General features: G+C 57.4%; 13 protein-coding genes and 1 pseudogene. 7 read left to right on the top strand and 7 right to left on the bottom strand.

Annotated features, from left to right (window positions below):
* The 4 genes from ACIP8I_RS26460 to dnaA form a co-directional block, all read right to left on the bottom strand.
* The coding region (locus ACIP8I_RS26460) for a hypothetical protein (protein ID WP_400764834.1) at positions 1 to 133 on the bottom strand (133 nt) is incomplete at its 3' end.
* Between the two features lie 5 nt (positions 134 to 138).
* The gene (gene recF / locus ACIP8I_RS26455) at positions 139 to 1,242 is read right to left on the bottom strand and encodes a DNA replication/repair protein RecF (protein WP_400764831.1); all 1,104 of its coding nucleotides are present in this window, start codon (positions 1,240 to 1,242) and stop codon (positions 139 to 141) included.
* Positions 1,243 to 1,256: 14 nt separating this feature from the next.
* On the bottom strand, positions 1,257 to 2,360 hold the full coding sequence (gene dnaN / locus ACIP8I_RS26450; RefSeq protein ID WP_003220202.1) for a DNA polymerase III subunit beta: 1,104 nt from the start codon (positions 2,358 to 2,360) through the stop codon (positions 1,257 to 1,259).
* Positions 2,361 to 2,399: 39 nt separating this feature from the next.
* A complete protein-coding gene (gene dnaA / locus ACIP8I_RS26445; RefSeq protein WP_400764830.1) occupies positions 2,400 to 3,920 on the bottom strand; it encodes a chromosomal replication initiator protein DnaA in 1,521 nt (506 codons plus the stop codon).
* A 566-nt stretch (positions 3,921 to 4,486) separates the two neighbouring features.
* On the opposite strand from dnaA, the gene rpmH reads away from it, so the two are divergent.
* From rpmH to mnmE, 5 genes are all read left to right on the top strand, one after another.
* Positions 4,487 to 4,621, top strand: coding sequence for a 50S ribosomal protein L34 (gene rpmH, locus ACIP8I_RS26440; protein WP_003213577.1), 135 nt, complete (start codon positions 4,487 to 4,489; stop codon positions 4,619 to 4,621).
* Positions 4,622 to 4,637: 16 nt separating this feature from the next.
* The gene (gene rnpA / locus ACIP8I_RS26435) at positions 4,638 to 5,039 is read left to right on the top strand and encodes a ribonuclease P protein component (protein ID WP_011336726.1); all 402 of its coding nucleotides are present in this window, start codon (positions 4,638 to 4,640) and stop codon (positions 5,037 to 5,039) included.
* Entirely contained in the window at positions 5,032 to 5,277 is a 246-nt protein-coding gene (gene yidD, locus ACIP8I_RS26430) for a membrane protein insertion efficiency factor YidD (RefSeq protein ID WP_400764829.1), read from the top strand. The genes rnpA and yidD overlap by 8 nt, the downstream gene beginning before the upstream one ends.
* 2 nt (positions 5,278 to 5,279) lie before the next feature.
* Entirely contained in the window at positions 5,280 to 6,962 is a 1,683-nt protein-coding gene (gene yidC, locus ACIP8I_RS26425) for a membrane protein insertase YidC (protein WP_027610285.1), read from the top strand.
* 81 nt (positions 6,963 to 7,043) lie between these two features.
* On the top strand, positions 7,044 to 8,414 hold the full coding sequence (gene mnmE, locus ACIP8I_RS26420) for a tRNA uridine-5-carboxymethylaminomethyl(34) synthesis GTPase MnmE (RefSeq protein ID WP_400764828.1): 1,371 nt from the start codon (positions 7,044 to 7,046) through the stop codon (positions 8,412 to 8,414).
* A 41-nt stretch (positions 8,415 to 8,455) separates the two neighbouring features.
* Here the strand turns inward: mnmE and ACIP8I_RS26415 are convergent.
* The 3 genes and pseudogenes from ACIP8I_RS26415 to ACIP8I_RS26405 all read right to left on the bottom strand — a co-directional run bounded on the left by ACIP8I_RS26415 (position 8,456) and on the right by ACIP8I_RS26405 (position 12,463).
* Positions 8,456 to 10,892, bottom strand: a pseudogene (locus ACIP8I_RS26415) (TonB-dependent siderophore receptor).
* A gap of 117 nt (positions 10,893 to 11,009) precedes the next feature.
* A complete protein-coding gene (locus ACIP8I_RS26410) occupies positions 11,010 to 11,957 on the bottom strand; it encodes a FecR domain-containing protein (protein WP_400764826.1) in 948 nt (315 codons plus the stop codon).
* Positions 11,957 to 12,463, bottom strand: a complete 507-nt coding sequence (locus ACIP8I_RS26405) for a sigma-70 family RNA polymerase sigma factor (protein ID WP_258677488.1) — start codon at positions 12,461 to 12,463, stop codon at positions 11,957 to 11,959. The genes ACIP8I_RS26410 and ACIP8I_RS26405 overlap by 1 nt, the downstream gene beginning before the upstream one ends.
* Before the next feature lie 569 nt (positions 12,464 to 13,032).
* Here ACIP8I_RS26405 and mnmG point away from each other — a divergent pair.
* Positions 13,033 to 14,931, top strand: a complete 1,899-nt coding sequence (mnmG, locus tag ACIP8I_RS26400; RefSeq protein WP_400764825.1) for a tRNA uridine-5-carboxymethylaminomethyl(34) synthesis enzyme MnmG — start codon at positions 13,033 to 13,035, stop codon at positions 14,929 to 14,931.
* The coding region (gene rsmG / locus ACIP8I_RS26395) for a 16S rRNA (guanine(527)-N(7))-methyltransferase RsmG (protein WP_400764823.1) at positions 14,928 to 15,555 on the top strand (628 nt) is incomplete at its 3' end. The genes mnmG and rsmG, both read left to right, overlap by 4 nt.

Raw genomic sequence — 15,555 nt, 5'->3', positions numbered from 1 at the left:
CCTCGATCACCATGTGGTGCCTACCGCTGGGATCGTCGGTGTCACCTCTGTACATACCGGGTCGTGTGCGTACGGCTTCCAGGCCTTTCATCACTTTAATGCTCGTTGAGTCGTACGTATTTTCTTCGCTCAATGCCTTCACTCCCGATGGTCGTGGGTCTGGGTGATACGGCCCTGTTCCACGTGGAACAGAGCGACTGGCGTTTCCGTCTGCCAGCCTTCCCTCAATAATTCGTGATCTACACAGGTGATGAACACCTGGCAGCGTAAGTCTTCCAGCAAGCGGCACAGCGCGCGACGGTGGCTCTCGTCCAGCTCGGACGGCAAGTCATCCACCAGATAAATACACTGGCCGCGTCGGGCCTGGCTCACCAGATGCCCCTGGGCAATTCGCAAGGCACAGACCACCAGTTTCTGCTGACCCCGGGACAAGATGTCCGCGGCATTGTGTGCGCCCAATCTAAGACGCAAGTCAGCCCGTTGCGGTCCGGCCTGGGTATGACCCATTTGCTGGTCCCGGTGCACGGAGCCAGCCAATACGGCACTCAATTCCCGGTCCTTGTCCCAGCCTCGGTAATAGCTGAGCGTCAAACCTTCGAGCTCAACCAGTTCACTCAAGGTTTGTTCAAAGACTGGTTTCAAGGCTTTGATGTAAGCGCGGCGGTATTCATCGATTTCAGCGCTGGCCTGGCACAGTTCCCTGTCCCAAACCGCTTGCGAAACGGCGTCAAGTGTACCATGCCGCAGCCAGGAGTTTCTCTGGCGCAAGGCCTTCTGCAAACGCTGCCAGGTCGCCATGAAACGCGGTTCGACGTGGAACACACCCCAATCGAGAAACTGCCGGCGAATCTTCGGCGCGCCTTCGAGCAGGCGGAAGCTGTCAGGGTTGATCAGCTGCAACGGCAGGATCTCGGCCAGTTGCGCAGCGCTGCGGGCGTTCTGCCCGTCGATGCGGATCTGGAACTCACCCTGACGGTCGCGAGATATCCCCAACGCGCTGTGGCCACCCTCGGCCAATTCGACCTGACCGAACACGGTGCACGCAAGTTGCTCGTACTGGATCACCGGCAACAGCCGCGTGCTACGAAACGAACGGGCAAGCCCCAGCAGATGAATGGCTTCCAGAACACTGGTTTTGCCGCTGCCGTTGGCGCCGTAAAGGATGTTGATGCGGGGGGAGGGAGAGAAGGTCACCGGGTGCAGATTGCGCACCGCGGTGACCGAAACACGACTTAAGGACATCCAGGATCAGCTGATTACAGACGCATCGGCATGACAACATAAGCCGAGTCGTCATTGTCGGACTCTTGCACCAGCGCACTGCTGTTGGAGTCGGACAGGATCAGGCGCACCTGTTCGGTGGTCATCACGCCCAGCACGTCGAGCAGGTAGCTCACGTTGAAGCCGATTTCCAGCGAACCGCCGTTGTATTCAACGCCCACTTCTTCTTCCGCTTCTTCCTGCTCCGGGTTGTTGGCCTGAATCTTCAACTGACCGTTAGCCAGTTGCAGACGGATGCCGCGGTACTTCTCGTTGGACAGAATCGCGGTACGGCTGAACGCTTCACGCAGGGCCTGACGATCGCCCAGTACCAGCTTGTCGCCGCCCTTCGGCAGAACGCGCTCGTAGTCCGGGAACTTGCCGTCGACCAGCTTCGAGGTGAAGGTGAATTCGCCGGTGGTGGCGCGGATGTGGTGCTGACCCAGAACGATGCTGACGTTGCCATCCGGTTCGGTGAGCAGACGCGCCAGTTCCAGAATGCCTTTGCGCGGCACGATCACCTGGTGACGATCCGGCTGACCGATATCGGCCTGCATCGAGCACATCGCCAGACGGTGACCGTCGGTGGCCACGGCGCGGATCACACCTGCCGAGACTTCCAGCAGCATACCGTTGAGGTAGTAGCGCACGTCCTGCTGGGCCATGGCGAAGCTGGTGCGTTCAATCAGACGACGCAGTTTGCTCTGCTCCAGGCTGCAGGTCAGCGAGCCCGGGCCTTCTTCAACCGTCGGGAAATCGTTGGCCGGCAGGGTCGACAGGGTGAAACGGCTACGGCCGGCCTTTACGACCAGCTTCTGCTCGTCGACCTTGATGTCGATCAGCGCGTCGTTGGGCAGGCTCTTGCAGATGTCCATCAGCTTGCGCGCAGGCACGGTGATGGAACCGGTTTCGGCCGGCTCTTCGAGTTGCACGCGACCCACCAGCTCGACTTCCAGGTCGGTACCGGTCAGCGACAGTTGCTGGCCATCGACGACCAGCAGCACGTTGGACAGTACCGGCAAGGTCTGTCGGCGCTCGACTACGCCTGCGACCAGTTGCAGGGGTTTCAACAGGGCTTCGCGTTGAATGGTGAAATGCATGGTCTAGTCCCTTGCCTTAATAAGCTGCGCTGGTGTTCATCAAGTGGTCAGTGTACGCAGCAGGTTCTTGTAGTCCTCGCGGATGTCCGCGTCGGATTCCTTAAGTTCGTTGATCTTGCGGCAGGCGTGCAACACCGTGGTGTGGTCGCGACCACCAAACACATCGCCGATTTCCGGCAGGCTGTGGTTGGTCAGTTCCTTGGACAATGCCATGGCCACCTGACGCGGACGTGCCACCGAGCGCGAACGGCGCTTGGACAGCAGATCGGAGATCTTGATCTTGTAGTACTCGGCGACGGTGCGCTGAATGTTATCCACAGAGACCAGTTTGTCTTGCAATGCCAACAAGTCTTTCAGGGATTCGCGAATCAACTCGATGGTGATGTCGCGACCCATGAAGTGCGAGTGGGCGATCACGCGTTTCAGCGCGCCTTCCAGCTCACGGACGTTGGAACGAATGCGCTGGGCAATGAAGAACGCGGCGTCGTGCGGCAACTCGACTTTGGCCTGGTCGGCTTTCTTCATCAAGATCGCCACGCGGGTTTCCAGCTCCGGCGGCTCGACGGCAACCGTCAGGCCCCAGCCGAAGCGGGATTTGAGCCGTTCTTCCAGGCCTTCGATTTCTTTCGGGTAGCGGTCACTGGTGAGAATGACCTGCTGGCCACCTTCAAGCAGGGCGTTGAAGGTGTGGAAAAACTCTTCCTGGGAACGCTCTTTACGGGCGAAGAACTGAATATCGTCGATCAGCAGCGCGTCCACCGAGCGGTAGAAACGCTTGAACTCGTTGATCGCGTTCAGTTGCAGCGCCTTGACCATGTCGGCCACGAAACGCTCGGAATGCAGGTAAACGACCTTGGCATTCGGGTTCTTCTTTAATAGGTGGTTACCCACTGCGTGCATCAAGTGGGTTTTACCCAGGCCGACGCCGCCATAAAGGAACAGCGGGTTGTAACCGTGCTTGGGATTGTCCGCCACCTGCCAGGCCGCCGCGCGGGCGAGCTGGTTGGACTTGCCTTCGACGAAGTTCTCGAAGGTGAAGGTGCGGTTCAGGTAACTGGTGTGCTTGAGCGCGCCTTCGACCTGCACCGTGCGCTGTTCGGCACGAACCGGGGCCTGTTGCGAGGCCGCACCGGCCATCGGGTCAAAGCTGTCGCGGGACGGCTCTTCACTGACTTCTTCGGTTTTCTGCGTCGAGCGCTTGGCCGGCGCACTTGGGGCTGGCGCTGGCGTACTGGCCGGCGCGGTATTGGCCTGAGCCTGGGACACCTGCGCAGCGGCCAACGGCGCATTCGGCGCGGCACGCGGTGCCGAACTGCGTTTGCTGCCTATTAATAAGGAAAGCGCTGGCGCCATGCCGTTGCCGTGCTCATCCAGCAGTTCAAGGACGCGACCGAGGTACTTTTCGTTGACCCAGTCCAGCACAAAACGGTTCGGTGCGTAGACGCGCAACTCGTCGCCTTCGGCTTCGACCTGTAGTGGACGGATCCAGGTGTTGAATTGTTGGGCAGGCAGCTCCTCGCGCAAAAGCTCCACGCACTGCTGCCAAAGTTCCACTGACACGGATATCCCCTAAGTTGAAAGCCGGTGAGGCAAAAACAAGCGGCCATTGTAGCGGCGAGCTGTCCACTTATCCACATGCAGGTTGTGTGGTGACCATGATTAATCAATGCGTTAACCGGTAAAAAGGCGACCAACGGCGTGTGCATAAGCTCTGTGGATAACCGCCTCTGAGGGCACTGGACAACTGGGGGTGGAACTCGGTGGATAACCAGCCTGTGGATAACAGGCCATTCCACACACAGGTTTTCCGACAGCGCAGCACAGGCTGAACACGGTTTTCCACTGTAGTTGTCATTCTCTGTACATCATGCTGTACAAGGGCTGAAGATGGTTATCCACAGAAGAGGGCGGCCCTAGCTTTTACAAGCTTTACAGAAAAGCTTTAAATAATTCCCTTCTTTATTTTTATGTCTGGCAAACAGGTTTTCGCTTCCGCAAGCTCCAGAGATCTATTTATAAGGAAACGCTGGTTGGAAATTGACCTGAAGGCTTGCTTTCTCTAGAATCCCCGGTCTCTTAAAACGGGGGCCATTCCGGCCCGTTGTGGACGAACCAGGTAACACGACATGAAACGTACTTTCCAACCAAGCACTATCAAACGCGCTCGTACCCACGGTTTCCGTGCTCGCATGGCTACCAAGAACGGTCGCGCTGTCCTGTCGCGTCGTCGCGCCAAAGGTCGTGCGCGTCTGGCAGTTTGATAATCCGGTACTGGAGGTGAGTCAGGACTTCAGTCGGGAAAAGCGTCTGCTTACCCCCCGGCATTTCAAGGCAGTCTTTGACTCCCCTACCGGCAAGGTTCCGGGGAAAAATCTCCTGCTCCTTGCGCGCAACAACGATCTTGATCACCCCCGTCTCGGGCTGGTTATCGGGAAAAAGAGCGTAAAGCTCTCCGTCGAGCGCAATCGCCTCAAACGTCTGATGCGCGAATCGTTCCGTCTGCACCAGGATTCTCTGGTGGGCTGGGACATCGTTATCGTCGCGCGCAAAGGTTTGGGCGACGTAGAAAACCCCGAATTGATTCAGCATTTCGGCAAGCTCTGGAAGCGTCTGGCCCGTAACAAGCCAGTTCCAGCAGTCAAAACCGAAACTGTAGGGGTAGACAGTCCAGATGCGTAAACTGGCACTCGTTCCGATCCAGTTTTATCGCTACGCCATTAGTCCTTTGATGGCCAGTCACTGTCGTTTCTACCCCAGTTGTTCTTGCTACGCGTATGAAGCCATCGAAAATCATGGCCTTCTGCGCGGTGGCTGGCTGGCCTTTCGTCGTTTAGGTCGCTGTCATCCGTGGAATCCCGGTGGTTATGACCCGGTTCCACCTGTCCCTACCTCCCGTTCTTCTTCGATGGCCGAGTAATCATGGATATCAAACGCACGATCCTGATCGTCGCCCTGGCAATCGTGTCCTACGTTATGGTTCTTAAATGGAACCAGGACTATGGCCAGGCTGCCCTGCCGACTCAGAATGTTGCTTCCAGTACGACTGCATCCGGTTTGCCGGACACCGTTCCTGGCAATAACGCTTCCGCCAGTGACGACATTCCGCGTGCCGCAAGCGATACCAGCGCACCTGTGGAAACTCCGGTCGCTGCCAGCAAGGATCTGATCCAGGTCAAAACCGACGTGCTCGATCTGGCGATCGATCCACAGGGCGGTGACGTTGCTCAACTGACTTTGCCACTGTATCCACGTCGTCAGGACCGTCCTGATGTGCCGTTTCAGCTGTTCGACAACGGCGGCGAGCGTACTTATCTGGCACAAAGCGGCCTGATCGGCACCAACGGTCCGGACGCAAGCCCGGCCGGTCGTCCGGTTTACGCCTCGGAGAAGAAAAGTTATCAACTGGCTGACGGTCAGGACCAACTGGTCGTCGACCTGAAGTTCAGCAAGGACGGCGTCAACTACATCAAGCGTTTCACCCTGAAACGTGGCCTGTATGACGTGACCGTGACCTACCTTGTGGATAACCAGAGCGCTCAGCCTTGGTCGGGTTCGATGTTCGCCCAACTGAAGCGTGACGCCAGTGCCGATCCTTCGTCGACCACTGCCACCGGCACCGCGACTTACCTGGGCGCTGCCCTGTGGACAAGTTCCGAGCCGTACAAGAAAGTGTCCATGAAAGACATGGACAAAGGTCAGCTCAAGGAAACCGTCACCGGTGGCTGGGTAGCCTGGCTGCAACACTACTTCGTGACTGCATGGGTTGCGCCGAAGGGCGAAAACAACATCGTTCAGACGCGTAAGGACAGCAAAGGCAACTACATCATCGGTTACACCGGTCCTTCGCTGACCGCTGCACCGGGCGCGAAAGTTGAAACCAGCGCCATTCTGTACGCCGGTCCGAAAAGCCAGGCCGTACTGAAACAGTTGTCCCCAGGTCTGGAACTGACCGTCGACTACGGCATTCTGTGGTTCATCGCCCAGCCAATCTTCTGGTTGCTGCAACACATCCACGCGATTGTGGGTAACTGGGGCTGGTCGATCATCTTCCTGACCATGCTGATCAAAGGGATCTTCTTCCCGCTGTCGGCTGCCAGCTACAAATCCATGGCGCGCATGCGTGCCGTTGCGCCGAAACTGGCTGCACTGAAAGAGCAACATGGCGATGACCGGCAGAAAATGTCGCAAGCCATGATGGAGCTGTACAAGAAAGAGAAGATCAACCCGCTGGGCGGCTGCTTGCCGATTCTCGTGCAGATGCCGGTTTTCCTTTCGCTGTACTGGGTTCTGCTGGAAAGCGTGGAAATGCGCCAGGCGCCGTTCATGCTGTGGATCACCGACCTGTCGATCAAGGATCCATTCTTCATCCTGCCGATCATCATGGGCGCGACCATGTTCATCCAGCAGCGTCTGAACCCGACTCCACCGGATCCGATGCAGGCGAAGGTCATGAAAATGATGCCAATCATCTTCACCTTCTTCTTCCTCTGGTTCCCTGCAGGTCTGGTGCTGTACTGGGTTGTGAACAACTGCCTGTCGATTGCCCAACAGTGGTACATCACGCGTAAGATCGAAGCGGCGACGAAAAAAGCCGAGGCGTAACTTACTCTGTGGATAACACCACTCAAAACGCCCCCTAGTGGGGCGTTTTGCTATCTGCCACTTTTGTCTGGATTCCGGTTTATGAGCGCACCTCGTGAAACCATCGCCGCTGTCGCCACCGCTCAAGGTCGCGGCGGTGTCGGTATCGTCCGTATTTCCGGGCCGTTGGCCAGCGCTGCGGCCAAAGCCATCAGCGGCCGTGAACTGAAACCGCGTTACGCGCATTACGGTCCGTTTTTCAGTGCTGATCAGCAGGTACTGGACGAAGGTCTGGCACTGTATTTCCCGGGGCCGAACTCGTTTACCGGCGAAGACGTGCTTGAACTGCAGGGGCACGGTGGCCCGATCGTTCTCGATATGCTGCTCAAGCGTTGCCTGGAACTGGGTTGCCGTCTGGCTCGCCCGGGTGAATTCAGCGAGCGCGCGTTCCTCAACGACAAACTGGACCTGGCTCAGGCCGAGGCAATCGCCGACCTGATCGAGGCCAGTTCTGCACAGGCTGCACGCAATGCTCTGCGCTCCTTGCAAGGCGCGTTTTCCCAGCGTGTGCATAATCTCACCGAACAACTGATCGGCCTGCGCATCTACGTCGAAGCCGCCATCGACTTCCCGGAAGAGGAAATCGACTTCCTCGCCGATGGCCACGTGCTGAGCATGCTCGACAAGGTACGTGAGGAGTTATCCACCGTGCTGCGTGAAGCCGGGCAGGGCGCGTTGTTGCGAGATGGCATGACGGTGGTGATCGCCGGTCGTCCAAATGCCGGCAAGTCCAGCCTGTTGAATGCCCTGGCTGGCCGCGAAGCCGCGATCGTGACCGAAATTGCCGGCACCACCCGGGATATCCTGCGCGAACATATCCACATCGACGGCATGCCGTTGCACGTGGTGGATACCGCCGGTCTTCGCGACACCGACGATCATGTGGAAAAGATCGGCGTCGAACGTGCATTGAAAGCGATCACTGAAGCGGATCGGGTGCTGCTGGTAGTCGATGCCACCGCGCCGGAAGCTGCAGATCCGTTTGCCCTATGGCCGGAATTCCTCGAGACCCGTCCGGATCCGGCGAAAGTTACCTTGATCCGCAACAAGGCGGACCTGACAGGTGAAGCGATTGCCCTGGAAGTCAGCGACGATGGTCACGTGACCATCAGCCTCAGTGCCAAAGCCGCCGGCGATGGTCTGGAGTTGCTGCGCGAACACCTCAAGGCCTGCATGGGCTATGAGCACACCTCGGAAAGCAGCTTCAGTGCCCGTCGGCGTCATCTGGAGGCTCTGCGCCATGCCAGTGCAGCGCTGGAACATGGTCGCGCACAGCTGACGTTGGCCGGTGCCGGTGAGCTGCTGGCCGAAGATTTGCGTCAGGCGCAGCACTCTCTTGGGGAAATCACCGGGGCATTCAGCTCCGATGATCTGCTTGGCCGGATCTTTTCCAGCTTCTGCATCGGTAAATGACTAGAGGGGCTGTGGACATTTATCCACAGCCCCTTTTCGTTTCACCAGTTGTAAGACACCGTACCGAGCAAAGTGCGATCTTCGCCCCAGTAGCAACGCCCAGCATCGTTGCATCCCGACACATATTCCTTGTCGAACAGGTTCTTGGCATTCAGGTCGACACTCCAGTGCGAATCGATTTGATAGCCGATCGCCGCATCTACCAACGTGACGTCGCCGGCATCCAGCTTCCCGTACAGCGAAGGCGAGGTGTAGGCGAAGGCACTGTCGAAGTAACGCACGCCACCACCCACGTACAAACCTTTCAAATCGCCATCGAGGAAACGGTACTTGGCCCAGACCGACGCCTGATTACGAGGCACGCCGGTCATCTGGTGGCCTTTGACCAACGAGGTCGCCGCGTCCTTGGTAATCCGCGCGTCGGTGTAGGTGTACGCCGCTGTCACATTGAGGTTCTGGGTCAGATCGCTGTTGAGTTCCAGCTCCACACCTTTGGAACGGCTTTCGCCGACCTGGCGATAGGTCGACGTGGTCGAGTCGAAGTAGGTGTCGTCCTTTTTGCGCAGGTCATATACCGACGCGGTGAACGCGGTATCCCAGCCGATCGGTTCGTACTTGAGGCCCACTTCGTATTGGCTGCTGGTGATCGGATCGAGCGGCGCGCCGGCATTGGATATCTGCTGCACCGGCACGAACGACGTGGAATAGCTGACATACGGCGTCATGCCGTTGTCGAACTGGTACATCACGCCGCCCTGGTAGGTGAACTTCTTGTCCTCGGAACTGATGTTGCTGCCCTTGGCCACCTTGTCGCGGAAGTCACTGTCGACCCAGTCCTGACGACCGCCAAGCAGGAACAGCCAGTGGTCATACTTGCTCTGGAGCTGTGCATAAACACCTTTCATCTGCTGCTCAAGCAAGGTGTTCTGCACCGCAATCGGTGTAGTCGGATCGCGCAAGTAAACCGGGTTGTAGATATCGATCGGCCCGACGATGCCGGCATTCCAGTCCTGATTGAACGAAGTGCGGTCGTAGCTGGCGCCGAACAGCACGGTGTTTTCCAGCTCGCCGACCTGGAATTTGCCTTCCAGTTGGTTATCCAGCGAATACACCATGGATTTGTTGAAGCGATCGTATGCTGTCATGTTCAGGCGCGTGCCGAAGCCTGCGTTATTGAGGTTGCCCGGCCACGTTTCATGGCGGGTGATGCGCGACTGCAGGTAGCGCGAGTTCTGCCGGAACTGCCAGTCATCGTTGAAGGAATGGCTGAACTCATAACCGGTGCTCCAGGTTTCCCGTTCGAAAGTGTTCCAGTCCGGATCGCCGAGCATGGTGCCTTTGGATAGCTTGCCGTTGGGATTGCTCAGCAAGGTGCCGGCCGCCGGCAGACCCAGTTCCATATTGGTGTGATCTTTCTGGTAGTTGGCCAACAGGGTCAGGGTGTTGAAGTCGTCGAAATTCAGCGTCAGCGACGGGGCGATGTAAATGCGGTCATCCGGTACGTGATCGGTCTGGGTGTCTGACTTGCGTCCGAGCATCACCACTCGCCCCAACACATTGCCGCTGTCGTTGAGTGGCCCGGACACGTCGACGCCAATCTGCCGGCGATTATTCGAGCCATAACCCAGTTGCACTTCGCCACGAGGAACTGCGGTCGGCCGTTTACTCACCAGATTCACCAGGCCGCCCGGGGCGTTTTCCCCATAGAGCAAGGACGATGGTCCGCGGAAAATTTCCACGCGCTCCAAACCGTAAGGTTCGGTGCTGGTGTCATAAACGGTTGCCCTGTACACGCAGTCCATCGCGCAACAGGCCGTAGCCGTAATCGGTGGCGTTGAAACCACGAATGAAAAACAGATCGCCGGCCAGGCTGTCGCCCGCTGCAAACGGTGGGGCGAAGATGCCGGGAACGTAGCCGAGTACCTCGGTGAGCGTCTGAGATTTCTGATCTTTCATGCGCTGGGCGGTCACCACCGATACCGAACGCGGCGTTTCCGACAACGGCGTGCTGGTTTTCGTACCGATCCGGCTGTTCTGCACCTTGTAGCCGACGTCGGCGGCGTAATCCAGATCCATCGGATTGGCCAATTGCCCGTTGATGTTGGTCGGGGCCAGCTCCAGCAAATCATCATTGGGCATCGCCTGCAGAATGTAGCTACCCGGCGCTTGCGGTACGGCTTGCAAACCTGAGCCTTGCAGCAGTTGGGCGAATCCCTGTTCGACGGTGAAGTTGCCGTTCAGTCCGGTACTGCGTAAACGGCTGGTCTGCTGCGGCGAGAACGACAGAATCACGTTTGCAGTGGAGGCGAATTGGCTCAAAGCACTGTCCAGCGGGCCGGCAGCAATGGTGTAGCGCTGCGCGACCGTTGCCGCGAAGGCGTCATGGGTCATTACCAGGCAGGACGCGGCACTGGTCATCAGTAGGCTGTAGGCAATGCAGTGGTGGGAAAAACGCTGACGGAACGTGGGAAGACGCATGTGTGGATAAGCCCTGAAGGTGGCGAAGAGCCGCGTTTATCGCGATTACCTGTAGGGCCGGGTCAGGACAAAAAAAGATAACCCTGCTTTCGATTTTTTTCCCCAGGAAATTTTCAATCAGACGCTATGACTGATCGAGACCCAGTAACGGGTGAAGTAGCGGACGTTGATCGGTAACGAGGCCTGAAGATTGGCCAGCACGGCATCACTGGAATCGAGCCGAAAGGTGCCGGATACACGTAGATCCCGGGCACGAATATCGCAGTGCAGAACACCGCTGCGATAACGCCCCAGCTCTTCGATTACCTCGCCCAGCCGCGCATCCAGCACAATCAGCTGGCCGTTGGTCCAGGCCACTGCCGAGGATTTAAAGGGGTAAAGGACCCCGATATGCCGACTATCGAAATCCGCACCTTCGCCTGCTTTCAAGATCATCGCGCTCGTTGATTGATCAGCGGGTTGCACGCTGACCCGATCTTCCAGCACGCCGACCCGCGTTGAGCCAGACAACTTATGCACAGAAAAACGGGTACCCAACGCTTGAATCCGACCGTCCCAGGTTTCGACCAAAAACGGCCGCTGATCGCCGAGCTTGCCGGTCTGAATGAGGATTTCGCCCGAGCGCAGACGAATCAGCCGTTGCGTTGCATCGAAAGACACATCGATGGCCGTATCGGTATTGAGCTGGATCTGGCTGCCATCCGCCAATGAGATGTTGCGACGCTGGCCAACGCCGGTTTTGTAATCAGCCCAGGCATTTCCAAGGGAGGTATGTTGCTGGGCGTTCCAGCCAAGAATCCCCGTCCCTGTCGCGAGCAGCAACAATTTCAGGATCTGGCGCCTTTGTTGGCCGGTATTCAGTGCGCGACGTTTCAAATCCAGCGGCAAAGTGCCGAGCTGACGCTGCAGTTGTTCCATCTGGTTCCAGGCTGCCAGATGCGCTGGATCGCTATCTATCCACAGCTGCCAGGCTTTTTGATCGGCGAGGGTCGGCGGATCGGCCTGAAACTGCACGTACCAACTGGCAGCCGCTTCGAAAACCTTGCGGTTCGGTGCAGTGGCCATCAACGCTGCGCCATGATCAGGGCACATTCCGTCAGGGCGCGGATCATGTGCTTCTTTACTGTGGTCAGGGAAACCTGCAACTGCGCAGCGATCTGTTGATAGGTCAGACCGTCGATCTGCGAAAGCATGAAGATCTTCTGGGTTCGCGCGCCCAGACCGGCCAAGGCTTTATCCACAGCAATCAGGGTTTCGATGATCAGCGCCTTGTCTTCTTCGCTGATGGCGGTGGCTTCTGGTCGAGCAGCCAAGGTCTGCAAGTAGGCAACTTCGATGGCCTGTCTTCGATAGCGATCAATGACGAGGCCGCGTGCAATGGTCGCCAGATAATCCCGTGGTTCGCGAATCTGCGACGCATTACGTGCCGCGAGGATCCGCACGAAAGTGTCATGCGCGACATCGGCAGCATCGCAGGCGTCGTGCAGCTTGCCTTTCAGCCATCCATACAGCCACGAATGGTGTTGCTCGTAGATTTGCTCGATCGAAGCATGATGGGCGGGTAGGGACATGGGAGAAACTGACGAGTTAATGATAATGGCTATTATTAGCCTCTGTTACGTTCTCTCACAATAGCCCTGTCACCTCCCTCTATCGGCTTCCTGCTCGTCATCGATCTCTCGGGGGGCGTTTTATTGCGTCCTGAAAAAACCGTTTGGTTGAATTTCTGTGGATTAAGCCCTGTGAATAACCGCCTCTGAGGTCAGTTGATAACAGGGCCTGAAAACTGGATATAACTGCCTCTGTGGATAACCATCCCATTCATCCACAGGCTTAAACCGGTTATCCAAGGGCCTCCTGACCACCTGATAACAGGGTTTTGAAACTCTGTACACACTGAATAATAAGGCCTGTAGCAATCTATCCACAGAAAGGTCGGTCAGTAAGAATAAGCATTAAAACAAAGGTTTTATAAATTTCTCTCTTTTTTATTCTTTTAACCTCGAGTTCTCCACAGCTGGTTAAATTTTGTGCAAAGGGTTCTTTAGGAAGGGCGAAGTCCCTATACTTGTCGACCAGGTCCAGAAACCTGATCTCAAACTATTCCTGAATACCTACTTAAGCAGGCACGAGGTGCGTGGTGGATTTCCCTTCCCGTTTTGAAGTGATCGTCATCGGCGGCGGTCATGCCGGTACCGAGGCAGCACTGGCCTCAGCACGTATGGGGGCAAAAACCCTGTTGCTGACGCATAACGTGGAAACCCTCGGTGCCATGAGCTGCAACCCGGCCATCGGTGGCATTGGCAAAAGCCATCTGGTCAAGGAAATCGACGCCCTCGGCGGTGCGATGGCCATGGCTACCGATCTGGGCGGTATCCAGTTTCGCGTGTTGAACAGCCGCAAAGGTCCAGCCGTACGAGCAACTCGTGCGCAAGCCGACCGTATTCTGTACAAGGCCGCTGTCCGCGAGATTCTGGAAAACCAGCCGAACCTGTGGATATTTCAACAGGCCGCTGACGACCTTATCGTCGAGCAAGAGCAGGTACGTGGTGTTGTCACGCAAATGGGTCTGCGGTTCTTCGCCGATTCCGTGGTGTTGACCACTGGTACCTTCCTCGGTGGACTTATCCACATCGGTTTGCAGAATTTTTCCGGTGGTCGCGCCGGTGATCCGCCATCGATTGCCCTGGCACATCGTCTGCGTGAACTGCCACTGCGTGTCGGTCGCCTGAAAACCGGTACGCCACCGCGCATCGACGGCAAGTCTGTGGATTTCTCGGTCATGACCGAGCAGCCAGGCGATACGCCGATCCCGGTCATGTCGTTCATGGGCAACAAGGAACAGCATCCACGCCAGGTCAGTTGCTGGATTACCCACACCAACGCCCGCACCCACGAAATCATCGCGGCGAACCTCGACCGTTCGCCGATGTATTCCGCTGCCGGCGAAATCGAGGGCATTGGTCCGCGTTATTGCCCGTCGATCGAAGACAAGATTCACCGCTTTGCCGACAAGGAAAGCCATCAGGTGTTCATCGAGCCGGAAGGCCTGACCACTCATGAGCTGTACCCGAACGGGATATCCACAAGCTTGCCGTTCGATGTGCAATTGCAGATCGTGCAATCGATCCGCGGTATGGAAAATGCGCACATCGTGCGTCCGGGTTATGCGATCGAGTACGACTACTTCGACCCGCGCGATTTGAAATACAGCCTGGAAACCAAGGTGATTGGCGGTCTGTTCTTCGCTGGCCAGATCAACGGCACCACCGGTTACGAAGAAGCCGGTGCGCAAGGTTTGCTCGCCGGGGCCAACGCCGCATTGCGTGCGAAGGGCAAAGAAGCCTGGTGCCCGCGTCGCGATGAGGCGTACATCGGCGTACTGGTCGACGACCTGATCACCCTCGGTACCCAAGAGCCGTACCGCATGTTCACTTCCCGTGCCGAGTACCGCCTGATCCTGCGTGAGGACAACGCGGACCTGCGTCTGACCGAAAAAGGTCGCGAACTGGGTCTGGTCAATGACACGCGTTGGGCGGCGTTCTGCAAGAAACGCGAAAGCATTGAGCTCGAAGAGCAGCGCCTGAAAAGCACCTGGGTTCGCCCGGGCACTCAGCAAGGCGATGCGATTGCCGAGAAATTCGGCACGCCGCTGACCCACGAATACAACTTGCTCAACCTCTTGAGCCGTCCGGAAATCGACTACGCTGGTCTGGTCGAAGTGACCGGGCAGGGCGCCGAAGATCCACAGGTCGCCGAACAGGTTGAAATCAAGACCAAATACGCCGGTTACATCGACCGTCAACAGGACGAAATCGCCCGTCTGCGCGCCAGTGAAGACACGAAACTGCCTGTGGATATCGATTACACCAACATTTCCGGTCTCTCCAAGGAGATCCAGAGCAAGCTCGGTGCGACGCGTCCGGAGACGCTCGGCCAGGCTTCGCGGATCCCGGGCGTGACCCCGGCAGCGATTTCGCTGTTGATGATTCATTTGAAAAAACGCGGCGCGGGCCGTCAGTTGGAGCAAAGCGCTTGAGTTCTAAGGTCACTTCGCAACACGCCGAAGAGTTATCCACAGGAGCCCGAGCGCTCGGGGTCAATCTCACTGAAACCCAGCACGAATTGCTGCTGGGTTACCTGGCCCTGTTGATCAAATGGAACCAGGCCTACAACCTGACTGCAGTGCGCGATCCTGATGAAATGGTTTCGCGGCATCTGCTCGATAGCTTGAGCGTGATGTCGTTCATCGAAAACGGCCGTTGGCTCGACGTTGGCAGTGGCGGCGGCATGCCCGGCATTCCGCTGGCGATCCTGTATCCGGACTCGCAAGTCACCTGTCTGGACAGCAACGGCAAGAAAACCCGCTTCCTGACTCAGGTCAAACTCGAACTCAAACTGGATAACCTGCAAGTTATCCACAGCCGCGTCGAAGCGTTCCAGCCTGCCCAGCCATTCAACGGGATCATTTCCCGGGCGTTCAGCAGCATGGAGAACTTCACCAACTGGACTCGCCACCTCGGCGATGCCGACACGCGCTGGCTGGCAATGAAGGGCGTTCATCCGGCCGATGAGCTGGTAGCATTACCGGCAGACTTCAAACTCGATAGCGAACACGCCCTGGCGGTACCCGGTTGGCAAGGCCAACGCCAGCTGGTGTTAC

It is taken from the genome of Pseudomonas sp. NPDC088414 (assembly GCF_044753325.1).
Classification (GTDB): Bacteria; Pseudomonadota; Gammaproteobacteria; order Pseudomonadales; family Pseudomonadaceae; genus Aquipseudomonas.
This window is presented reverse-complemented; position numbering and strand designations above follow the sequence as displayed.

Bases quoted from the DNA above. Each gene is read 5' to 3' on its own strand.
- recF (WP_400764831.1), bottom strand. From the start codon at position 1,242: ATGTCCTTAAGTCGTGTTTCGGTCACCGCGGTGCGCAATCTGCACCCG.
- dnaN (WP_003220202.1), bottom strand. From the start codon at position 2,360: ATGCATTTCACCATTCAACGCGAAGCCCTGTTGAAACCCCTGCAACTG.
- rpmH (WP_003213577.1), top strand. From the start codon at position 4,487: ATGAAACGTACTTTCCAACCAAGCACTATCAAACGCGCTCGTACCCAC.
- yidD (WP_400764829.1), top strand. From the start codon at position 5,032: ATGCGTAAACTGGCACTCGTTCCGATCCAGTTTTATCGCTACGCCATT.
- yidC (WP_027610285.1), top strand. From the start codon at position 5,280: ATGGATATCAAACGCACGATCCTGATCGTCGCCCTGGCAATCGTGTCC.
- mnmE (WP_400764828.1), top strand. From the start codon at position 7,044: ATGAGCGCACCTCGTGAAACCATCGCCGCTGTCGCCACCGCTCAAGGT.
- ACIP8I_RS26410 (WP_400764826.1), bottom strand. From the start codon at position 11,957: ATGGCCACTGCACCGAACCGCAAGGTTTTCGAAGCGGCTGCCAGTTGG.
- ACIP8I_RS26405 (WP_258677488.1), bottom strand. From the start codon at position 12,463: ATGTCCCTACCCGCCCATCATGCTTCGATCGAGCAAATCTACGAGCAA.